Genomic DNA, 21,839 nt, shown 5'->3' with positions numbered 1-21,839 from the left:
GGTTTAGGACTCTATCCGCTGGTCGGATGAAACGCTGAATCCCTTGGATGTCAAGGCGGCCCGCAACTCGACCCTGTCGTCCAGGGCGAGGTTTACGCCTTGTACTTCCTGCCACACCTCGTGGCCGCGTCCTGCGATGAGGATGGTGTCCTTCGCCGTCGCCAGGTCAACGGCGAGGCGGATGGCAGCATCCCTCGGGTAGGACTCGATGATCTCGCTGCCCAGGTTCTCTCCCTCCCGCGCAGCAAAGGCGCCCGCCAGCACCTCAGCGCGGATGGCGGCGGCATCCTCATCGTGGGGGTCGTCATCGCTGATAATCACGACGTCGGCCAGACGGGCCGCGATTGCGCCCATGGTAGGCCTTTTGCCTTGGTCACGTTGTCCTGTGGCGCCAAAAACCACGATGACGCGCGACTCTTCCTCCGGTGACCGGACCGCCATCAGTGCACGGGCCAGGGCATCGGGATTGTGGGCAAAATCAACAACGGCGGCGGGCTCCGTGGAGACGAGCTGCATGCGCCCGGGAACAGCAACCGTAAAAGGATCGTGGGCATCCAAGGCGTCCTGGAGCTCGGATTCATTCACCCCGGACGCCAGGACCATGACGGTAGCCAACGCCGCGTTTGCCACGTTGAAGTCGCCCGGCAAGCCGGTGTGGACCCGCAAGGTCCGGCCGTCCGTGTGGTGCAGTTCGAATTCCGAACCCAACCCGCGCGGGTTGATGGACGCGACGTGCCAGTCAGCGTCCGGGGCGCCACTGGAAGAAGCCGCTGAAAGTGTGGTGACCGGAATGTCCGCCAGGCCGGCAAGCTTGCAACCCCATTCGTCGTCGACCGTGACAACAGCCTGGCGTGCGCGTCCGGCGGTGAAGAGTTCGGCCTTGGTGTGGAAGTACTCCTCCATGCTGCCGTGGAGGTCCAGATGATCCTGGGTGAGGTTGGTGAATCCAGCGACGTCGAACATGACAGAGTCCACCCGGCGGTAGGAGATCGCGTGCGATGAAACCTCCATGGACGCCGCGTCCAGGCCCCGCTCCCGCATCAATGCGAGCAGTGCGTGGACATCCGGGGACTCCGGGGTGGTCAGGAGGCTCGGGATGGGTTCTCCCCCGGCCACTATCTCGATGGTCCCGATCAGGCCAGGCTGCTTGCCCAAGGCACGCAGCAGCGAGTTGATGAAGTAAGTGGTGGTGGTCTTGCCATTGGTCCCCGTGACGCCGAAAAGCGACGGGAAGGCCGCATCCTCCGGTTGGCTGCGATAGATCAGCGCGGACAAAGGCCCGACGGCGGCCCGCGGCTCCGCAATGATGAGGACAGGGACGGGCTGCTCGGTTGCCAGCGCAAGCTGGCGTGCACCGGCGTCGTCCGTAACCACTGCGACGGCACCGGCCTCCACGGCTTGGGGTACGAAATCGGCACCATGGCGCGTGGCGCCCGGCAGGGCCATGTAGAGGTCGCCCGGTTCAACGGCACGGGAATTGAGCGTGATGCCGGTGACGCCAAGGTCCTGGCTGCCGTCAGGGGCCGTTACTCCCAGCGCTCCCGCTATGGCCGCCAGGGGCACCGCAGCAACGGATGCGGGACGGAAAGCTGACCGTCCGGCATCCGGCGTCGCGGTATTGGAAGCTGCCTCTTTGTGCTCTGACACGTGGTTCTCCGTTGGTGCTCGTGGAACGACCGGCCGGGGGCCAGCGGCGCCCGGGCCGTTAGTGGTGGATCGAATGGTGGCCGAAACAGACGCCCAAGAAGCTTACTTGACGAACTGGGGCAGCCGCGCGGGAGTCCCGGTGGATGGGGCCACGTTGTAGGTCCTCAGGACCTGTGCCATCACTGACCGGAACACCGGGCCGTTGGTGACTCCATAGATGTTTCCCTTGGGGCGCTGCAAGACCACTTCCACGATGAACCGGGGGTCATCCATGGGGGCCATGCCAACCATCGAGGCAGTGTAGCCATCGAAGCCCGGCAGTCCGTCCTCACGGGGGGCCTGGGATGTACCGGTCTTGGCGCCGACACGGTAGCCGTCGATGGCGGCGTCCTTGATCTGTCCCTCGGTCACTGCGCTCTCCAGGATGTCCCTGACCTGTTGGGCGGTCTCCTTCGAGACCACTTGGCGCGGATCCTTGGCAGGGGCCTTCTGCTCCTGGCCGTCGGGGCCGATGTAACCGTCTATCAGCCGGGGTTGGAGCATCACGCCGTTGTTGGCGATGCTCTGGAAGGCCCGGACCGTCTGCAGCGTCGACTGCGACACGCCCTGTCCGAAGAGCACCGTGTACTGCTGGCGTTCATCCCATTGGTCTGGCGTGGCGAGGATGCCCGTCGCTTCGGCCGGCAGCCCGATGTCCGTCTGCTCTCCGATGCCGAACTTCTTCAGCCAGTCATACCGCTGCTCTTTGCTCAGGCGGCTCCCGACCATCACGGTGCCGGTGTTCATGGACCAGCCCAGGATGCCGGCGAGTGTGCGTTCTTCGGTGCCGTGCTCGAAAGCGTCCGTGAAGGTCTGCCCGTCAATGGTGTATGCGGGCGGAATGGTGAAGTGGTCCAGCGGGAAGGACTTGCCCTCCTCGATTGCCGCCGCAGCGGTGATCATCTTCTGGACGGAGCCGGGCTCGTAGGCGGCAGTCACCGAACGCACGCCACGGTCCTTGGCGTCGACTTTGCCGGGGTCGTTCGGGTCCGGGGCATTGGTGTCGGCCAGGGCGATGAGGTTGCCGGTCTTCGTGTCGATCACGACGATCGAACCCCACTCGGCATTCATTTTGTTGACCTGGCTCTGAATAGCCTGTTGAGCGAAGTACTGGATGTCGGTATTGATGGTCAGTTTGACGTCACTGCCGTCGACGGCGGGTGTGAGTTCGTCAGTGGCCACGGGAATACGGAGGCCGTCGGCACCGATCTCGAAGACGCGCTTGCCTTCAGTACCGCGGAGAATCTCGTCCTGGGTTTGCTCGATGCCCGCCTGGCCGGTGGTCCCGTCCTTGAGGAAACCCACTACCCCGCCGGCCACACTGCCATTCGGGTAGACGCGTTTGCTGATGCCTTCAGCTTTGAGTCCCGGGATGTAGAGCTTGGTAATCCGGTCCTCCAGCTCAGGCTTGATGTCCTTGGCGACCACAAAGTAGCGCTTATCCCCCGTCAGGGACTCCCGGACCTTGGCGACGTCGGTCCCGAGCAAGGCCGCAAGATCAGCAATGCCCTGGTCACGCGTGATTTCGTCGAGCTTTTCCGTTTTCTCGTTGTAGCGGTGGAACGTCTCGGTGTTCGTATTCACGGTCTGGTCTACGACGATGTTGTACCGGATGACGCTGCTGGCCAGAACAGTGCCGTTCGCGTCCAGGATCTGCCCACGCTCAGCAGGGAGGACCTGGGGGGTCAGGCGCTTGGCAAGGGCAGCCTCGGCCATCCCGCCCATGTCCAGGCCCTGGACCATGAACAACTTGCCCCCGACCACCAGCAGCAGGGTCAGCATGATGCCGAGCCCAACGCGCAGCCGCCTTCGTGCCGCCGGCGTCTTCGTTTTATTCGATGTGCCGGGGTTCTGAGCCACGTTGATTCCTTGCTGCTGGCCTTGGTTCAGTGGACGGGTGGACTACTGTCCGGGAGTCTTCTGCTGGGGGGCCGGGACCGACCCTCCATGAAGATCCACCGGCGGTTTCGCTGCCGGGGACGCCGGAGCTGCCGGCGCAGTTGCCTGCGCGGCCGACGCTGCCGGCGCCGCGGGGGTGACTGGCTTGAGGTTCTCCAACGGATCCTTGGTGGTCACCGAGGGAACAACATCCAATACGCCCCCGACGGCCGGAGGAGCAAGAACAGCCCCGGGGTTGTCGCCCTTGACTGCGGGAGTAGCCTTCCCGGTCACCGTCATGGTGTTCAGGTCGATCTGGCCTTTGACCGTGGAAGGAACCATACCCAATTCTGTAGCCTTGGCGGCCAGATTCTGGGGAGCTTCGAAGTTCTGCTTCTTCTGTGTCAGGTCCTGGTTTTCCTTGTTAAGGGTCGCGGCCTGCGCCTTGAGCTGCACCAGCTGGTACTGCGCCGTCGACACGGAGATGTTCAGCACCAGGACCGTCAGGAGCGCCGCTGCCATGGCCACGAAGCACAGAACCACGAAGGGGGTCCTCCGCCTGCCGGGAGCACTGCGTACAACGGAGAGCGGCGTGCGCGGCCGGCGGGCGACATCCGGCTTCCCTGCCGGTGTTGGAAGCGCGCGGGCAGTGTTGCCCACCACGGAGGGCAAAGTCCTCGCTGCGGCGTTGCTCATGCGTCTCTCCTCGATTTGATGCGTTCGACGGCCCTCAGCCGCGCAGAAGCCGCGCGCGGGTTCTCTGCGATTTCTGCCGCTGTAGGCACTTCCGTGCCTTTGGTGATTGTCTTCAATTCAGCTTTGTGTTCCTCAAGCTCCACCGGGAACCCGAGCGGCGCCGAGGATTTCGAGCCCTTCTGGAATACGGACTTCACGATCTTGTCTTCCAGCGAGTGATAGGACATCACCACCACGCGGCCACCCAACGCCGTGGCGGCCACCGCGGCCGGAACTGCGCGTTCCAGGACATCGAGTTCCTCGTTGACCTCGATGCGCAAAGCCTGAAAGGTCCGCTTGGCAGGGTGTCCCCCGCTTTTGGCTGCGGCGGCAGGAACCACGCTGCGAATCTGCTCCACGAGCTCACCCGTGGTGGCAAATGGCTTCTCCGCCCTCGCGTTGACGATCCTGTTGGCAATCCGTCCGGCGAACTTCTCCTCGCCCCATTTGCGGATGATGCGGACAAGATCTTCTTCGCTGTAGGTGTTCACGACGTCGGCGGCGGTCTGCCCGCGGCTTGTGTCCATGCGCATGTCCAGAGGAGCGTCATAGGAGTAGGCGAATCCACGTTCGCGTTCGTCCAACTGCAGCGAGGAAACTCCCAGGTCCATCAGGATGCCGTGGACCTCCGGAATTCCGAGGTCAGCCAGCACGTCCTCGATCTCGTCATAGACGGCGTGAACAAGGTCAGTGCGCTGCGAAAAGGGCTCCAGCCGGGCGCCGGCCAGTGAAAGTGCTTCTTCGTCCCGGTCAATGCCAACGAGGTGAAGATCGGGAAAGCGCTGCAGCATCGCTTCGGAGTGCCCACCCATGCCGAGAGTCGCATCGATGGCAACAGGAGTCTCTCCCCTGCTCCTGGCAGCTTCGAAGCCGGGAGCGAGCAGGTTGATGCAGCGGTCTTTCAGGACGGGCACGTGGCGCTCCGATGTGGGCTTTGCCGCGTCCTGCTCTTCCACGCTGCCTCCTCTTTCCTCAGTTACGTGCATGGTGATTCTTGAACCGGATCCCCATCCGCGCCTATCGTCCGCCGGCCTGGCTCAGGGGAAGTTGAGCCAGGAAGACTGTCCGATGGGCGGCTGGAGATCCCATTCAAGAAGCGGTACTGCTTCCACCGACCGGTTAGATGAACCCGGGCAGATTGTCGTCATCCGTTTCCGAGAAGGCTGCTTCCTTCTCGTTGAGGTACTCGTTCCAAGCGTCTGCATCCCAGATCTCGGCCCGGGTGCCGGCACCAATCACTGCCAGCTCCCTTCCCAAGCCTGCGTATGCACGGAGCGCCGGTGGAATGGTCACGCGCCCCTGCTTGTCAGGTACTTCGTCCGAGGCTCCGGACAGAAAGACCCGGATGTAGTCACGTGCCTGCTTGGAAGACAATGGCGCTTCCCGCATCGACTCGTGGATACGTTCGAATTCCTTCTGGCTGAAGACGTAGATGCAGCGCTCCTGGCCCCTTGTGAGGACCAGTCCCTCTGCAAGCTCCTCACGGAACTTGGCGGGAAGTATGATCCGGCCCTTTTCATCGAGACGCGGCGAGTGAGTGCCCAGAAACACTGGCCCCACCGCCCCTCAGTCAAGGTGCCCGTACATACCCAACACTGCCACTACCCTCTTATGTGCTCCACTTTACTCCACAACGCACCACAGTCAACGCACCCGTGGGCGTTTCTCCACCACTTTGAGATTCCTCGGGGCCGAATTGCCGCGGGTTTTCCGGGGGTGGAGTGAAGTGGAGGTATCGACGCATCGGCCGACGTCCAAGTCCCGCGCCGGCAAGCTGAAAGGCGCCTGGGAAGCGCTCTGCACCCCAAAACCGCTTTCGGCGGGAGGAAAGTGGAGCTGGTGGTGGGAAATGGAGGGTCCCGGCGTGGCAACCCTTAAATGCGAAAGGACCCGCTTGGCGGGTCCTTGTCAAAGCTTTGGAAGTGTTTGATCCACGAGCGGACTCAGGGGCGCGACTGACTCACGATGGCCTGCTGCCGGAGAAGTGACACGCCCTCCGTCAGTGGTCGTCGCGGCGCCGTTCATCCCAGCGCTCTTCGAGGCTGCTCATGAATGTGCTCTTGGGCTTGGCCTTGGCGGGCTTTCCCTTACCGGATTTCCCGAAAGCCGCTCCACGCAACGTCGCGAAGTACACGCCAGCACCCATGACTATGAAGCCGAGGACACCCACAGGTATCGCCTGCAGCGAGACGCCGACCAGCAGGAGAAGAATGCCGGCGATTGCCCCAAGGACGCCAATGATGACGTGCCTGGTCGACCAGCTGCGGATGGGATCCGAACCCATGGTGTTGGCAAACTTCGGATCGTCCTCATGAAGTTGCTTTTCAAGTTGCTCAAGCAGCTTCTGTTCGTGCTCCGAGAGGGGCATCGCGACCTCCTTTAGTCAGCCAGCGTCTGGACATAACGCGTCCTGTGCGTCTGTTTACCCCAACGATCGGACCAAGAATTTCGTTCCCAAAATACCCTCTTGTTCAGCGGATACCTCAGGGCCGACTGTTCAGGAAACAGTTTGTCCAGACGATCTAAATCTCTGTAATAAATAGGATAGTTTGTCCGGGGCCGTTCTGAAAGACGCCTGGGGCCGTGCGGGACCAAGGTCACAGGGTTCAGGCCTCCGAGGCAGGTTTACCGGGTTCCAGGAGCCGGGCCGGAAGCAGGGTTTTGGAACCAAATCGCTGGGAAACCCTGTCCAGGGCCTGCTCGGCTGCCCGCCAGTTGTCATCCCGGCGGTCCAGGCTCAATTGCATCGACGTCTGACCTGCCGGTTCCAATTGCTCCGCCCGCACTCCCACCAGCCTGACGCTCATGGAACGCGGACCCAAGGAGTCGAGCAGCTGCATGGCCACCTGGTAGATCAACTGGGCACTGTCTACCGGCGTTTGCACAGTGCGGCTCCGGGACACCGTGGAGAAATCGGCATACCGGAGCTTCAAGGCGACCGTCCGTGCGAGCATTCCGGAACTCCGGAGACGGCTGGCCGTCCGGTGGGACAACCTCAACAACTCCCTGTGCAGCAGTTCTTCATCTGCTGTGTCTACGGAGAAGGTCTCTTCAGCACCAATGCTCTTCTCAACCCTGGTGGGCGTCACTGGACGGGGATCAATTCCCATGGAGAGCCTGTACACATGTTCCCCGCTTGCGCCAAGAACCTTCTTCAGCGAGGACAAGGGTGTGGCGGCCACATCGGCGACCGTTCGGATGCCCATACGCGCCAGGACCTCCCCGGTCTTGCCACCCACACCCCAGAGGGCACTGACAGGAAGGCTGTGAAGGTAGGAAAGGGTGTCCTCGGCGTCGATCTGCAAAATGCCGTCGGGTTTGCACCGGGTGGAGGCGATCTTGGCAACGAACTTGGTGCCGGCAATCCCCACGGAAGCCGTGATGCCAAGCTCTGATTGGACCCTGCGCCTGATGAGGTGGCCAATTTCCAAGGGCGTGCCCAGCCGGCGGATGGCCCCGCCAACGTCCAGGAAAGCTTCGTCCACGCTCAAAGGCTCCACCAGGTCCGTAATGGACCCGAAGATCTCCATGAGCTGCGCTGAGACCTCGTAGTACAGAGTGTGGCGGGGATTGATGACAACCGCCGCTGGACAGCGCCTCATCGCAATGGACATCGGCATGGCCGACTTGACCCCTGCGGTCCGGGCTTCATAGGAAGCAGAGAGGACCACGGACCTGTCCGCGGGGAATCCCACGATCACGGGCTTGCCCCGCAGTTCGGGACGGCTGCGGAGTTCGACGGAGACAAAGAATGCGTCCATATCCACGTGCAGGATGCTGGTTCGCCTCAATTCCCGCAGGGCTTCTTCAGCGCTGCGGGCCGGTCTGTGTCCAGCGCTTGACTCGCCGCCGGGTGCTTCCTGCCTCACAACGGCAATACTATGCCCGGGCACTGACTAAACTGGAGGCAAAGTCCGGCTCAGCCCCAGGAAGGATACCCTGTGAAGCTCTTTGGAACTCCTCAATCGCGAGGGTTTGCCCTGCTCGCAGTCAGTGTCGCAGTGGCGGTCTCCGCATGCACGCCGTCCCCCAGCGGTTCGGCGGCTCCGTCATCCACCGGCGCTGCTTCATCTTCGTCAGCTTCGCCGGCGCCCTCACCCTCCGGGACAGCGTCTTCGGCGAGCAGCACCCCCTCGCCTGAAACCACCGGGTTCACCGAGTCCAGCGCACCCGACCCCAATGCCACGGCCACGGTCAATGCGCTTGTTCCCGGATTCCCTGAGAAGCTCATTCCCGTCATGCCAAAGACCTCGGTACGGTCCAGCAGCTTCGACAAGAACGCCTCCCTGGCCACCGTGGCGCTGGTAGGGACCATCAAAGCGCCTCCGCAGGGCGTGGTGGACTACTACAAGTCCTCGCTCGAGGCCCAGGGCTTTAAGCTTGTCCCCGGACCGGAAGCGGTGGGCAACGTCACCTCCCTGGACTTTGTCCGCGGTGATGGTGAAACAGTGAATGTCTCGATCATGCAAAAGGAAGGCGTCTCTACCTTCACCATCGGCGCCAATGTGGCAGCCGGGTCCATCAAGTGACGTCAACGTCCCCCGTCGCGTCCGAGCAGGCCCGATACATTGAAGGCGTCGCCGGCAGCCTCAGCAGTTTCCTGTCGGGACAGCGCGACGTCATGGCTACCGTTTCACCCGACGTCGATCCGCTCATCGGGTCGATCTCGACGTTGGTAACCGGCGGCAAGCGGCTGAGGGCGTTGATGTGCTACTGGGGTTGGCGCGGCGCAGGCGGCCCCGCCGGCGACGCGGACATTGTCACAGCCGGATGTGCCCTGGAACTTTTCCAGGCTGCGGCACTGATACACGACGACATCATCGACCGTTCCGATACTCGGCGCGGCGGCCCAAGCGTGCACAAACGGTTCAGCCAGCTTCATGAAACGAACGGCTGGGCCCTGGACAGCGAACATTTTGGAGATGCTGCCGCAATTTTGACCGGTGACCTCTGTCTCTCCTTCAGCGAAGAGGCTTTCACCGGGATTGGGCCCCGCGCCGTTTCAGGGAGCCCTGCCCGCCGCATCTTCAACGTGATGCGGGCAGAGGTGATGGCCGGTCAATACCTTGACATCCTTGAAGAGGTGGCCGGCCCCGTGCGCGATCGGGCGGGATCGGTGGACCGGGCCCGCTCCATCATCCGCTACAAGTCAGCCAAGTACTCCACGGAACATCCGTTGGCATTGGGCGGTGCCCTTGCCGGCGCTTCCACGGAACTACTTGCCGGGTACTCCGGTTTTTCGCTCCCGCTCGGTGAAGCGTTCCAAATGCGCGATGACGTTCTTGGGGTCTTTGGAGACCCAGCAACGACAGGAAAGCCGGCCGGAGATGACCTGCGGGAGGGCAAGCGCACTGTGCTGGTTGGCTTTGCCCTTAATCAGGCTTCGGCGGCCGAAGCCGATTACCTTGACCGCATGCTGGGGAACCCGGAACTCGCTGAGGAGGACGTTGCCAGGATCCGCCATCTCATGGTTGATTGCGGGGCTCTGGACGCGACGGAATCGCTGATCGCGCAGCTGAGCACTGACGCATTCGAAGCGTTGGAACGCCTGCCACTGGATGCACTCCCGCTGCAGGCTTTGGGAGAACTGGCCGAAGCGGCCGTCAGCCGCGCAGCCTGACACCGGGTGCAGGTCAGCCGCGCGGAGCAAGGCAAAGAAGACATGAGACGACGACGGCGGTTTGGGGACCGCCGTCGTCGTCGCTTTAAGTAGTTGCCGCTTTAGGAAGTGAACCGGCGCAATTACCAGGCCAGGGACTGGGCGCGGCGCCTGATCTCCGTTTTACGCCCCTCACGCAAGGCGTCAATGGGACGGCCACGCAGTGATTCATCGGGAGTAAACAGCCAGGTGATCAACTCTTCGTCGTTGTAGCCGGCGTCACTAAGGACCGCAATGGTCCCCTTCAAGCTGTCCACAACATGGCCATCCTGAATAAACAAGGCCGGGACGGAGCGGATATTCCGTTCTCCCCGCCTGACGGCGACGAGCGCACGCTCATCCAAAAGTCCATGGACTTTGGTGATGGAAACTTCCAGCAACCCGGCAACATCCGGAAGCGGCAACCACTCGGAAACAAGGCTTTCTACATTACTCACGGATCAAGGTTGCCATGCCGGCCCACCCGTCGCCTAGCCGGAGCCCGAAAGGGACCACGTCGAAGCCCTCATTACCTGCAATTCCCATACCAACAAATGGCATCAAGAATCTTCCCCCGCGGGAATTGTTGTGTCCACGGAATAAGTATGAGAGATTCACACTGATCACACTTGCACCATTGATAACATCAGTAACATTGGCAACACTGACAACAGCGTTAACAATCAACCCCCGCTGTTTGAGATGAGGACTCCTTCATGACGACGCCCCGCTCGCCGAAACGAACCATGAGCATGCCCGTTATCGCGGCAACCACGGCCGCGCTTCCCGCTGTGGTTTTGTCGTCGCTTGCGCTGGCCCAACCGTCCATCGCAGCGCCCGCACCCCAACCCCGCAAAATTCCGGCCACGCTCGCTGCCGCCATGAAGGCCCAGGCAGTCACGACCGGTACGGTGATCCCCGCGCAGGCAGTGGCCGCCACGCTTCCTGCGGCGCTCCGCCCGATGGCCCCCGCAACTCCGGACAGCTACACCGTGGTTCGAGGCGACACCATCAGCGCCATCGCCCGACGTTTCAACCTCGACACCTCCGCGGTGCTCCAGCTGAACAACCTGACTCCCACCACGCTGATCTACCCGGGGCAGAGCATCAAGCTCACCGGAACGGCTGCGTCGGCCCCGGCGCCCAGCGCCCCGCCTGCCTCCGGCACCGCGAGCACCGCCACCGTCTACACGGTTGTCTCCGGCGATACCCTCGGCGGCATTGCGGCCAAGCACGGCGTTCCGCTGTCCAGCATCTTCAGCTGGAACAACCTCAATGGCAGCTCCATCATCTACCCGGGCCAAAAAATCAAGGTCAGTGGCGGATCGGCGCCGTCCGCGCCCGCAACTCCGGCACCCGCACCAGCGCCGGCACCAGCACCTGCCCCCCTGGCAAGCACGGGTTCCTACACCATCAAGGCCGGCGACACCCTCAGCTCCATCGCCTCACGGTTGGGCGTTTCGCTTTCCGCACTCATGTCGGCCAACAACGTGAACGCCAGCACGGTCATCTACCCCGGCCAGAAGCTGACCATCCCCGGCGGCAGCCTGCAGCCTGCCGGAGAGACCACACCGCTGGTGCCCAGCACATTCCTGGGGTTCACCTATCCCCCGGCCGTGGTCAGCTCCGCGAATGAAAACAAGGCACTCCTCAACGCTTCGCCGGTGCCCAGCCGCGCTGAAATGAAGACCATTGTGGCTGACACGGCACGGCGCATGGGCGTCAGCCCGTCGCTGGCCCTCGCGTTCGCAGAGCAGGAATCCGGTTTTGACCAGCGGGCCGTTTCCCCGGCCAACGCCATTGGCACCATGCAGGTCATTCCGTCCTCCGGCCAGTGGGCCTCTGACCTGGTTGGCCGGAAACTCAACCTCCTGGACCCCTACGACAACGCCACGGCCGGCGTCGCGATCATCCGCGTCCTGGTGGCCACCAGCAAGGATCTCGATACGGCCATTGCCGGTTACTACCAGGGACAGTATTCGGTGAGCAAGTACGGTATGTACGAGGACACCAAGCGCTACGTCGAATCGATCAAGGCACGTCAGCGCACGTTCGGCTAGGCCTGTTGCAGCACCCTCGGAAGGGGCCCGCATCCCACCGGGGATTCGGGCCCCTTCCCTGTCTCGTTTAGGATCGTATGGTGCAAGAAGCAACGCAGGACCACCTCATCGGTACCACCGTGGACGGGCGCTACGTGGTCCGTTCCCGCTTGGCGAAAGGGGGAATGTCCACCGTCTACCTGGCCACTGACAGACGCCTGGAGCGCGACGTGGCCCTCAAGGTCCTGCACCCGCATCTGGCAAACGACCAGACCTTCCTGGAGCGCCTGAGCCGCGAAGCAAAAGCCGCAGCCAGCCTCTCCCACCCCCACGTTGTCGGCGTCCTGGATCAAGGCGAAGACGGCCATATCGCGTACCTGGTCATGGAGTACGTCAAGGGGCACACCCTCCGTGATGTCCTCAATACCCAAGGAGCGCTGCCCCCGCGCCTCGCCCTGGCCTTGATCGATCCCGTGATCGAAGGTCTGGCGGCCGCCCATTCATCAGGCTTGATCCACCGCGACATCAAGCCTGAGAACGTCCTGATCGCAGACGATGGGCGGATCAAGGTCGGGGATTTCGGTTTGGCCAGGGCCATCTCTGCCAACACCAGCACCGGGGCCCTGATCGGGACTGTGGCCTACTTGGCTCCGGAGCTTGTCCTTGGCCGGCCTGCCGATGCCCGCAGCGACATCTACTCGGCCGGAATCATGCTCTACGAAATGCTGACCGGCAAGCAACCGTACAACGGCGACTCCCCCATCCATGTGGCCTACCAGCACGTGAACGCCTCTGTGGGCCGCCCATCGGACGCAGCCCCCGGGTTGGCCGAAGACCTGGACGAACTGGTGCAGTGGTGCACGTCCGTTGACGCAGAGAACAGGCCCATAGACGGGTCCGCACTGCTGACTGAACTGCGCCACATCCGTACGACGCTCACCGACGAACAGCTGGATCTCAAGCAACAGTCAGCCACCGCTGTCCTCCCTGCCGCTCCCACCACAGCCATGGCAGCCTCCGGGCCGGACACGAACGCCACTGAAGCCATTGCCACCACTGCATCACCAACGGAATTCATTGCCCGGCAAAGCAACCCCACCACCATCATGGCCGCCGGTGGCGCGTCCTACCAGTCGCCAAAGGGTGCCACGGAGGTGGAGTCACGCCCGCCCGGAAAAAGGGACCTGAAACGGATCGAACGGCAGCAGGCAAAGGACCAGGCCCGGGCGGCGGCAACCCCGGTCCGACCACTGCGGGAAGGTAATCCACGCCGTCGTGGCTTGATCTGGACCGTGGTGATCGTCATTCTTGCGCTGCTCGCGGCAAGCGCCGGCTGGTTCTTCGGCATGGGGCCGGGGTCGCCAGGCACCGTTCCGGACGTCAAGAACAAGACTGTCGCCGAGGCCCAGCAATTGCTTCGCACTGCCGGCTTCCAGTCAGAACCCCAGGATGTTTTCGATGACGATATCCTCTCCGGCCTCGCTGTTGGCACCAAGCCGGAGTCAGGTGCCGAAGTCCGGAAGTTTCAGCCCATCACCCTTTTCGTGTCCAAGGGAGCCCAGCTCTTCCCTCTCGAGGACCTCACCGGCGGCACCCTGGACGAAGCCAAAACTGCCTTGAATTCAGCCCAGATGGCCCTGGGCAACGTCACTGAGGCTTTCGATGACAAAGTGCCTGCCGGCGTGGTCATCGCCCAGGATCCCGCGAAGGGCACGGAAGTCAGGCACGGCACTCCCATTGCCCTGGTCGTCTCCAAGGGTCCCCAGCCAATCCCGGTCCCGGATGTACGGGGTCTTGCGCAGGACGCGGCAGTCAAGGCCATCCAGGATGCCGGGCTGAAGGCCGTGATCGCCCCGGAGACGGTGAACGACAAGTCCGTCCCCAAAGGCTCGGTTGTCTCGCAGGCGCCCGCCAATGGCACGCTCGTCAAGGGTGAGACGGTGACGTTGACGGTCTCGAAGGGACCAAAGATGGTCAAGATACCGAGTTTCATCGGGAAGCAGGCCGCCGAAGCGGAGAAAGAACTCAAGAAGCTGGGCTTCAAGGTAGAGATCAACAAGATCCTGGGCGGCTTCTTTGGAACGGTACGGGATCAGAATCCCGTCAATACCGAGGCACCCGAAGAATCGGTCGTGACGCTGACAGTGGTGTAGTAACCCGGCCACGCAGCGACCCAGTACCCAAGAAGGCGCGGCCCGGAGAAATCCGGACCGCGCCTTCTTCTGTGGCAGCAGGGACTGTCAGCTACCGCTTGGACAGGGCGCCGGCCACCAGGAACGCCATCTCCAGCGACTGCATGTGGTTCAGGCGCGGGTCGCATACGGACTCGTAGCGGTCCAGGAATGCGTCCTGGTCGATCGGGTCTGCGCCGCCCAAGCACTCAGCGACGTCATCGCCCGTCATTTCAACGTGCAGACCACCGGGGACGGTGCCGAGCGAGTGGTGCACCTCGAAGAAGCCACGGACTTCATCGATGACGTCGTCGAAGTTGCGGGTCTTGTAGCCGTTGGGTGAGGTCACCGTGTTGCCGTGCATCGGATCGGTCACCCACAGCACCTGGGCACCGGATGCCGTGACACGCTCGACGACGGCCGGCAGCTTTTCGCGGATGTTCCTCGCGCCCATGCGGGTGATGAACGTCAGGCGGCCGGGTTCGCGGTTCGGGTCCAGCTTGTCGATGAGGCGCAGGGCGTCGTCACCGCTGGTGGTCGGCCCGAGCTTGACGCCAATGGGGTTCCGGACACGCGACAGGAAGTCCACGTGCGCGTGGTCAAGTTCCCTGGTCCGCTCCCCGATCCAGAGGAAGTGGGCGGAGGTGTCATAAGGGAGGCCGGTACGGGAGTCGATGCGGGTGAGGGCGCGCTCATAGTCCAGCAGCAATGCTTCATGGCTGGCGAAGAATTCAACACGCTTCAGTGCCTCGAAGTCTGCCCCGCAGGAATCCATGAACATAATGGCGCGGTCGATGTCACGGGCCAGCGACTCGTAGCGTGCATGGGCAGGGTTTTCAGTGAATCCCTTGTTCCACTGGTGCACCAGGCGCAGATCAGCAAAGCCGCCCTGGGTGAAAGCACGGATCAGGTTCAGGGTGGAAGCCGAGGTGTGGTAGGCCTTCAACATGCGACCGGCATCGTGTGCGCGGGACTCAGGTGTGAACTCGTAGCCGTTGACGATGTCCCCGCGGTAAGCGGGCAAAGTCACGCCGTCGCGGGTCTCGTCATTGGACGAACGCGGCTTGGCGAACTGGCCGGCCATCCGTCCCATCTTGATCACGGGCATTGCTGCGCCGTAGGTCAGCACCACGGCCATCTGCAGGATGGTTTTGACGCGTGCGCTGATCTTGTCGGCCGTGGCAGCCTCGAACGTTTCTGCGCAGTCTCCGCCCTGGAGCAGAAACGCCTTGCCCTGGGCTGCGGCAGCCAGACGTTCCCGAAGAACATCCACTTCTCCGGCAAAGACCAATGGCGGAACAACGGAGAGTTCGTTGACCGAGGCCTTGAAGACATCGGCATCCGACCACGTTGGCTGCTGCGAAATCGGCAGGTCACGCCAGGCATCCAGCCCGGGATAGTTTGCCGCTCCGCTCTGGGCGGTGCTGGCGAGGGGATCTACTGTGGAAGGTGCGGTGTTCGCGGTTAGCTCAGTCACCCTTCAAGAGTAGTAGCCTCCGGCGGGGTTGAGGCACTGCAGGCGTAACTGATGCCGCCGTCTGCGTCACAGTTTCCTCGGTGGTTCCTGGCCTTCGGGATTGGGGTCGTCCCTGTCTTCGGCGATGTCCGCGACGGCGTCTTCCGTCCCTTCGAGCTTGTGGAGGGGCTCCGGCCCCTTACCGGCCAGCCGTGCCTTGACGACGGCGGCATACTCGTCCACATATTCCTGGCCGGAGAGGCGCATCAGTTCGTACATGATTTCGTCGGTGACCGCCCTCTGGACCAGGCGGTCGTCCTCCATGCCGTAATAACGGCTGAAGTCCAAGGGTTGCCCAAAGATGATGCCAATGCGGCGAATGCTTGGAAGCCTCTTGCCGATGGGTTGGACCTTCTCCGTGCCGATCATGGCTACCGGAACCACCGGAACACGGGTCTGCAGGGCAAGCCGGGCAACGCCCACCTTGCCGCGGTAGAGCCGGGCATCGGGGCTTCGCGTGCCTTCGGGGTAGATACCCAGGAGGCCGCCCGACGTGAGGACGTCTTTGCCTGCCTGCAGCGACATCTCGGACGCGGCGCCTCCGGACCGGTCCATGGGGAGCTGGTTGCTCAGCCTGAAGAACAATGCCGTCAGGCGTCCTTTAAGCCCTTTGCCGGTGAAGTACTCCGACTTCGCCAGGAAGATCACCGGACGATGCACCATCAGGGGAAGGAAGATGGAGTCCGAAAAGGAAAGGTGGTTGGAGGCCAGGATTGCTGCGCCGTTCTCAGGGACATTGTCCAGGCCTTTGACCCAGGGGCGGAACAGGAGTTTGAGGATCGGACCCAGAAAGATCCTCTTCATGACCCAATAGAACACGTTTGTCCTCTCACGGCCGTTGGCAGGCATGCGTCCGGCAACCCGGCCGGCATTCAACTGCAACCCTACTCCAGTGTGAAATGTCCGGAACAATGACACGATGGAACGCATGACGGAACGCAAACCACCAGCCGCGGCCGCTTTCCACTACGCCGGACATGGGCCGAACGCCTCCACTGGCGTAGCGATCTGCCACGGATTTACCGGCAGCCCGTTGAGCATGCTGCCGTGGGCTGAATATCTGGCCGCGCAAGGCTTCGCTGTCACGGTCCCCCTGCTTCCAGGACACGGGACAAGTTGGCATGACCTGGCCACAACCCGCTGGCAGGACTGGTACCGGGCCTTTGAAAAGAGCTACCTGGACCTCGCTGCCACAACGGAAACCTGTTTCGTGGCGGGGCTGTCCATGGGTGGGGCCGTAGCCCTCCGTCTGGCGTCCCTCCACGATGTTCCGGGCGTCGTGCTGGTCAATCCGGGTTTGAGCTTCTATGACCGCCGTGTGAAGTACGTGGGCGCGTTGAAATACGTCATGCGCACCACGGATCCCATCGTGGAGGATTCCCCGGCACCTGAGCTCATCGAAGACAGTGACTACTCCAAGACACCCTTGAAGTCCGTGCACGAGCTCAAGAAGCTGTTCCGGTCCGCGACCCGGGGATTGACCCAGGTGAAGGCGCCGGCATTGGTCTTCAAATCGTCGGTGGATGGGGTCATTCCGCCCAGCTCGGTGGACACGATCCGCAGGCACATCGACTCGGCGCGCCTGAAAGTTGTGACCCTCCCACACAGCGGGCACGTGGCCACCCTGGACGTTGACGCACCCACCATTTTTGAAGAATCAGCAGCATTTTTCCGCCGGCACGCCAATCACAGAGTAGCCTCGGAGTCATCATGAAGATGACCCCGGATTTCTCACCGTTCCTCAGCAGCTGGAGCGGAACTGGACCGCGCGTCGGCGTGGTCATGTCCCACGGCTTCACCGGGAGCCCGCACAGCGTGCGGCCCTGGGCTGAGCATTTGGCCGCTGCCGGCTATGCCGTCCGCCTGCCGTTGCTGCCGGGCCACGGCACTACCTGGCAGGATATGGCGAAGCGATCCTGGCAGGAATGGCACAGGGCAGTGGATGATGCCTACCTTGAACTGGCTGCGGAGTGCGACTACGTCTTCGCCGCGGGCTTGTCCATGGGCGGCACCCTGGCATTGCGAATAGCAGCCACGCGGCCCGTCGCGGGGACTGTGGTGGTCAATCCCGGCCTCGTCCTGGACGATCCACGCGCCGTGATCGTCGCCGCACTCAAGTACGTGGTGAAGACGACGCCGGCCATCGCCAACGACATCCTCAAACCGGACCAGGACGAAGGTGCGTATGCACGCACCCCTGTTGCCGCGGCCCATCAGTTGAAGAAGATGTACAAGGACACGGCCGCGATCCTGCCACGCATCAGCGCCCCGGTGCGCGTCTACCGGTCAACAGTGGACAACGTCATATCGAACGCCAGCCTGGAATTTCTCCGCTCCCGCGTGAACGCTCCGGTTGACATCAGCTATCTTCACAACAGCCACCACGTGGCCACCCTCGATAACGACGCACCGGAAATCTTCTCCGGTACGGTCGATTTCATTCAACAGACACTTGCCGCCTTGGCCGGACAGGGGCCATCTCCCGATAAGGACGCAGCCCATGAACAGGCCTGATCCCAACTCCGCCGACCAAAGCGCCAATAAAGACGACGACGCGGTCTGGCAGGACCTCGTGGCCCGGCTTGAGGCAACCAGGTCCACGCCTGATGAACAAGAACCGGAGCCCACCGCCGGCCCCGGCGAGGCTCCGGCGGGTCCAGCCAGGTCTTTCCGGGATTTCGATCCCCTCGGCCTTTCCACCCCCGCTGCAGTGCCGGCCGCTGATCCCATGGCCGGAGAGGGTCAGGGGCGTGCGCCGGGACCGCGTGACTTTGAGGTGGACGACGACGACGAGTCGTTCGTCCCGGAAGAACCGCCGAGCCTGGCAGGTACCGAACCGCTGACCATGCTGGCCTGGGTAGGCGCTGTGGGCGGACCCATCGCGCTGCTCTTCACTGCCATGTTCTGGCGATCAGCGCCGCTGGCAGCCATCCTCGGAATCGTCGCCGCGTTTGTGGTCTCGGTGGTTTTCCTCATCATGAGGCTTCCGCAGGAGAAGAACGAGGACGACGACGGCGCCCGCATCTAGGTGCCGACGCTCCAGGTCCCGCTGAGGCTTAGCTGTGCGTCCGGCCGCTGACCCGTGAGAGGTCGGCGGCGCCAATCATGCCGGCACGTGGGCCCAGGGCGGCAAGTTCAATCCTGGCCATGGGCCGGAAGCCACGCCCTGTGAGGTTCTTGGCAAAAGAGTCGCGGGCAGGACCAGCCAAAAGGTCTCCGGCGTCGCAGAGTCCACCACCGATGACAAACATTCCCGGGTCCAGGGCAGCTGCAAGGTTGGCCAGGCCCAGGCCAAGCCAGTCGCCCTGGTCCGCCAGCAACTCCCGGGACGTAGCGTCCCCGGCCAGGGCGAGGGCGGTGACGACCGCCCCCGTGATGTTGTCGGCGGTGCCTCCGGCGCGATCCAGCAAGGCCCGGCCTTCGGGCGAATTTGTCCTCACCAGCTGGCGGGCTTCACGTCCCAGCGCGTTGCCCGAAGCGTATTGTTCCCAGCACCCTCGGTTCCCGCATTCGCATCGGTGGCCGCCGGGAAAAATGATCTGGTGACCGAATTCGCCGGCGACACCGTAGCGGCCCCGTTCCACCCGGCCGTCCATCACCATGGCACCGCCAATGCCAGTACCAAGGGTGATGCACACAAGCCGGCTCTCTCCTTGACCGGCCCCGAAGCGCCATTCCGCCCATGCTGCGGCATCGGCGTCGTTGGTGAGCAGGACCGGGCGCCTGAGCAGTTTCTGCAGGCTGGCCCTGAGCGGTTCGTTACGCCAGGCGAGGTGCGGGCTGAAAAGCACCGTGCCGCCGTCGAGGTCCATCCAACCGGCGGCGCCTATCCCCACGGAGGCCACCCTGTGCCCCGCACTGAGTTCGTCCACGAGTTCCACAATGGTCTGTTCAACTGCCCGCGGATCGGCGCCCGGGGTGGACCGGCGCGCCTCGGCGAGGACCCTGCCGTCGGCGTCCACCACACCGGCGGCAACTTTGGTGCCCCCGATATCGATTCCGATGGCCAGTCCCCTGCGGCCCAAGTGGCTTCGCCGGGCGGCCCAGGGGACGTCCTTCCAGGCAGCGGCCGGGGGCCTGGAGTTTACGCGGGTGCTGGACCGAAATGCGGGCATCCCATCATCCTATTCCGCCATCGGGCACGCCCCCGCATCGCCGGGTCCAGAAGTCCCCGAGTTGCTTGAAATGGGGCCTGATCCGTAAAGTTACTCGCCAGTAGGTGAAATAGAACACACCTCCGCGAGCGGGCATACTAGAGTGGAAGAAGCCCCTCGTGGCCCGTGGATATCAAAGGAGCTACCGTGCGTGAAATCAGTGTTCCTCCCCTCGTGAACATCTCCCCTGAAACCAACATCACGGACCTCGTGCTTCGGGAGGCGGGAAAGGCGTCCAATCCCCCGCTGTTCTCCAAGCTGGATGCCAGCGGGCAGTGGGCGGACGTCCGCGCCACCGACTTCCTCGCTGACGTCCGGGCTCTGGCCAAGGGCCTCATCGCCAGCGGCGTAGGACAGGGCGACCGTGTAGGCATCATGTCCCGGACACGCTACGAGTGGTCGCTGGTGGACTTCGCGATCTGGTTCGCCGGGGCCGTCTCCGTCCCGATCTACGAAACGTCGTCGCCGTCGCAGGTGGCATGGAACCTTGGTGACTCAGGCGCAGTAGCCGCCTTCGGCGAGTCAGCCCACCATGAGGACATCATCCGCCAGGCCGTCGTCGCGGAGGACATCACGTCCGTTGCCAACGTCTGGCAACTCGAAGGCGCCGGCCTCGATGCCCTGCGCACTGCGGGAGCGGGAGTTCCCGACGACGAACTCGAGTCCCGGCGGTCCGCGGCAGGCCTGCGGGACATCGCCACCATCATCTACACCTCCGGAACCACGGGCAGGCCGAAGGGCTGCGAACTGACCCACGGAAACTTCGTGGAACTTTCCGAGAATGCCCGCGCCTCGTTGCCGGAAATCATCAACGAATCCGGCAAGACCATCATGTTCCTGCCATTGGCCCACGTTTTTGCCCGCTTTATCTCTGTGCTGGCCGTGGCCGGCGGCGTCAAGGTTGCCCACACCCCGGACATCAAGAATCTGCTGGGCGACCTCCAGAGCTTCCAGCCGACGTTCATCCTCGCCGTGCCCCGCGTGTTCGAGAAGGTATACAACTCGGCGCTCACGAAGGCCGAAGACGGTGGCAAGGGCGCCATCTTCCACCGGGCGGTAGACACCGCGATCGCCTATTCCAAGGCGCGCCAGGACGGGAATCTTGGCCTGGGGCTGAAGATCAAGCATGCCGTGTTCGACAAGCTGGTCTACGGAAAGCTCCGGGCGGCGATGGGTGGCCACGTGGCCCACGCGGTATCCGGTGGCGGGCCGCTCGGCGAACGCCTGGGCCACTTCTTCCAGGGCATCGGCCTGCAAATTCTCGAAGGGTACGGGCTGACCGAAACCACGGCTCCGATCTCCGTCAACACTCCATCCATGATCCGGATCGGCTCGGTGGGCGCTCCCCTTCCGGGGAACTCAGTGAAGATCGCGGACGACGGCGAGATTCTCGCCAAGGGCGTCTGCGTGATGCGCGGCTACTACAAGCGACCTGACCTCACGGAAGAGACCTTCACGGCCGACGGATGGTTCCGAACCGGCGACATCGGAGAGCTGGACAGCAACGGCTTCCTGAAGATCACTGGCCGCAAGAAGGAGATCATCGTCACCGCAGGCGGCAAGAACGTGGTCCCTGCGCTGTTGGAGGACCAGATCCGCGCAGACGCCTTGGTGTCCCAGGTCCTGGTGGTTGGTGACAACCGTCCTTTCATCGGCGCGCTGGTGACCTTGGACGAGGAAGCCCTGCCCGGCTGGCTCGAACGCCACGGACTTCCGGCCGGCACGACTTTGGCCGAGGCCACCGAAAACTCCGTGGTCAAGGCTGCGGTGCAGGAGCTGATCAGCAAGGCGAACCAGTCCGTCTCCCAGGCAGAGGCCATCAAGGCCTTCCGTGTGGTTCCGGCTGACTTCACCGAGGCCTCCGGTCACCTGACACCGTCGTTGAAGGTCAAGCGCGCGCAGGTCATGAAGGACTTTGACGCCGTGATCGAGGAAATGTACTCGGCTCCCCGCGCCTCCTAGACCGCCTTCCGGCCAAACAGCCGGACAGCACAAAGCAAAAAGCAAAAAGTACCCCGCCCG

20 protein-coding genes are annotated in these 21,839 nt (G+C 63.1%); 8 read left to right on the top strand and 12 right to left on the bottom strand.

All coding sequences use genetic code 11. The features are described from left to right. Window positions 1–3: 3 nt before the first annotated feature. The 8 genes from HMI60_RS01180 to HMI60_RS21220 form a co-directional block, all read right to left on the bottom strand. Window positions 4–1,647 carry a UDP-N-acetylmuramoyl-L-alanyl-D-glutamate--2,6-diaminopimelate ligase gene (locus HMI60_RS01180; RefSeq protein WP_193590397.1) on the bottom strand — a complete coding sequence of 548 codons (1,644 nt, stop codon included), beginning with the start codon at window positions 1,645–1,647 and terminating at the stop codon, window positions 4–6. Window positions 1,648–1,749: 102 nt separating this feature from the next. Next, on the bottom strand, window positions 1,750–3,546 hold the full coding sequence (locus HMI60_RS01175) for a penicillin-binding protein 2 (protein ID WP_018779288.1): 1,797 nt from the start codon (window positions 3,544–3,546) through the stop codon (window positions 1,750–1,752). A gap of 42 nt (window positions 3,547–3,588) precedes the next feature. Further along, window positions 3,589–4,260, bottom strand: coding sequence for a hypothetical protein (locus HMI60_RS01170; RefSeq protein ID WP_039240731.1), 672 nt, complete (start codon window positions 4,258–4,260; stop codon window positions 3,589–3,591). Continuing rightward, on the bottom strand, window positions 4,257–5,285 hold the full coding sequence (rsmH, locus tag HMI60_RS01165; RefSeq protein ID WP_051088534.1) for a 16S rRNA (cytosine(1402)-N(4))-methyltransferase RsmH: 1,029 nt from the start codon (window positions 5,283–5,285) through the stop codon (window positions 4,257–4,259). Before rsmH ends, HMI60_RS01170 begins: the two co-directional genes overlap by 4 nt. Window positions 5,286–5,418: 133 nt before the next feature. Continuing rightward, window positions 5,419–5,850, bottom strand: coding sequence for a division/cell wall cluster transcriptional repressor MraZ (gene mraZ, locus HMI60_RS01160; RefSeq protein WP_018779285.1), 432 nt, complete (start codon window positions 5,848–5,850; stop codon window positions 5,419–5,421). A gap of 448 nt (window positions 5,851–6,298) precedes the next feature. Further along, entirely contained in the window at window positions 6,299–6,667 is a 369-nt protein-coding gene (locus HMI60_RS01155; protein ID WP_039240730.1) for a DUF3040 domain-containing protein, read from the bottom strand. 238 nt (window positions 6,668–6,905) lie between these two features. Continuing rightward, on the bottom strand, window positions 6,906–8,168 hold the full coding sequence (gene dinB, locus HMI60_RS01150; protein ID WP_193590396.1) for a DNA polymerase IV: 1,263 nt from the start codon (window positions 8,166–8,168) through the stop codon (window positions 6,906–6,908). A 92-nt stretch (window positions 8,169–8,260) separates the two neighbouring features. Further along, window positions 8,261–8,539: a hypothetical protein gene (locus tag HMI60_RS21220; RefSeq protein ID WP_306765510.1), complete on the bottom strand. Its 279-nt coding sequence runs from the start codon at window positions 8,537–8,539 to the stop codon at window positions 8,261–8,263. On the opposite strand from HMI60_RS21220, the gene HMI60_RS21215 reads away from it, so the two are divergent. Then, entirely contained in the window at window positions 8,538–8,828 is a 291-nt protein-coding gene (locus tag HMI60_RS21215; protein ID WP_370584080.1) for a hypothetical protein, read from the top strand. The genes HMI60_RS21220 and HMI60_RS21215 overlap by 2 nt on opposite strands. Further along, a complete protein-coding gene (locus HMI60_RS01140; protein ID WP_110504070.1) occupies window positions 8,825–9,919 on the top strand; it encodes a polyprenyl synthetase family protein in 1,095 nt (364 codons plus the stop codon). The genes HMI60_RS21215 and HMI60_RS01140 overlap by 4 nt, the downstream gene beginning before the upstream one ends. Before the next feature lie 122 nt (window positions 9,920–10,041). Here HMI60_RS01140 and HMI60_RS01135 read toward each other — a convergent pair whose 3' ends face one another. After that, window positions 10,042–10,395, bottom strand: a complete 354-nt coding sequence (locus tag HMI60_RS01135) for an Rv2175c family DNA-binding protein (RefSeq protein ID WP_018779279.1) — start codon at window positions 10,393–10,395, stop codon at window positions 10,042–10,044. Between the two features lie 258 nt (window positions 10,396–10,653). Here HMI60_RS01135 and HMI60_RS01130 point away from each other — a divergent pair, with 258 nt between their 5' ends. Then, entirely contained in the window at window positions 10,654–11,997 is a 1,344-nt protein-coding gene (locus HMI60_RS01130; protein WP_026267378.1) for a LysM peptidoglycan-binding domain-containing protein, read from the top strand. 77 nt (window positions 11,998–12,074) lie between these two features. Beyond that, window positions 12,075–14,129: a Stk1 family PASTA domain-containing Ser/Thr kinase gene (gene pknB, locus HMI60_RS01125; protein WP_193590395.1), complete on the top strand. Its 2,055-nt coding sequence runs from the start codon at window positions 12,075–12,077 to the stop codon at window positions 14,127–14,129. A 91-nt stretch (window positions 14,130–14,220) separates the two neighbouring features. Here pknB and HMI60_RS01120 read toward each other — a convergent pair whose 3' ends face one another. Both HMI60_RS01120 and HMI60_RS01115 read right to left on the bottom strand, forming a co-directional pair. Then, entirely contained in the window at window positions 14,221–15,624 is a 1,404-nt protein-coding gene (locus HMI60_RS01120; protein ID WP_039240719.1) for a class II 3-deoxy-7-phosphoheptulonate synthase, read from the bottom strand. Between the two features lie 66 nt (window positions 15,625–15,690). Beyond that, complete coding sequence (locus HMI60_RS01115) at window positions 15,691–16,482, bottom strand: 1-acyl-sn-glycerol-3-phosphate acyltransferase (protein WP_026267377.1); 792 nt, start codon at window positions 16,480–16,482, stop codon at window positions 15,691–15,693. A 109-nt stretch (window positions 16,483–16,591) separates the two neighbouring features. Here HMI60_RS01115 and HMI60_RS01110 point away from each other — a divergent pair, with 109 nt between their 5' ends. From HMI60_RS01110 to HMI60_RS01100, 3 genes are read left to right on the top strand one after another with little or no spacing between them, the layout of a single operon-like run. Beyond that, window positions 16,592–17,377, top strand: a complete 786-nt coding sequence (locus HMI60_RS01110; RefSeq protein ID WP_026267376.1) for a carboxylesterase — start codon at window positions 16,592–16,594, stop codon at window positions 17,375–17,377. Beyond that, complete coding sequence (locus HMI60_RS01105; RefSeq protein WP_064723224.1) at window positions 17,374–18,177, top strand: carboxylesterase; 804 nt, start codon at window positions 17,374–17,376, stop codon at window positions 18,175–18,177. Before HMI60_RS01110 ends, HMI60_RS01105 begins: the two co-directional genes overlap by 4 nt. Beyond that, entirely contained in the window at window positions 18,164–18,691 is a 528-nt protein-coding gene (locus HMI60_RS01100; RefSeq protein WP_079582337.1) for a hypothetical protein, read from the top strand. The genes HMI60_RS01105 and HMI60_RS01100 overlap by 14 nt, the downstream gene beginning before the upstream one ends. 28 nt (window positions 18,692–18,719) lie before the next feature. Here HMI60_RS01100 and HMI60_RS01095 read toward each other — a convergent pair whose 3' ends face one another. Further along, the gene (locus tag HMI60_RS01095) at window positions 18,720–19,778 is read right to left on the bottom strand and encodes an ROK family protein (RefSeq protein ID WP_018779271.1); all 1,059 of its coding nucleotides are present in this window, start codon (window positions 19,776–19,778) and stop codon (window positions 18,720–18,722) included. A gap of 186 nt (window positions 19,779–19,964) precedes the next feature. Here HMI60_RS01095 and HMI60_RS01090 point away from each other — a divergent pair, with 186 nt between their 5' ends. Continuing rightward, a complete protein-coding gene (locus tag HMI60_RS01090; protein WP_193590394.1) occupies window positions 19,965–21,779 on the top strand; it encodes a long-chain fatty acid--CoA ligase in 1,815 nt (604 codons plus the stop codon). Window positions 21,780–21,839 lie beyond the last annotated feature (60 nt).

Origin of the sequence: Paenarthrobacter sp. YJN-D, from assembly GCF_015040335.1 — a bacterium.
In the GTDB taxonomy this organism is placed as follows: Bacteria; Actinomycetota; Actinomycetes; order Actinomycetales; family Micrococcaceae; genus Arthrobacter; species Arthrobacter nicotinovorans.
This window is presented reverse-complemented; position numbering and strand designations above follow the sequence as displayed.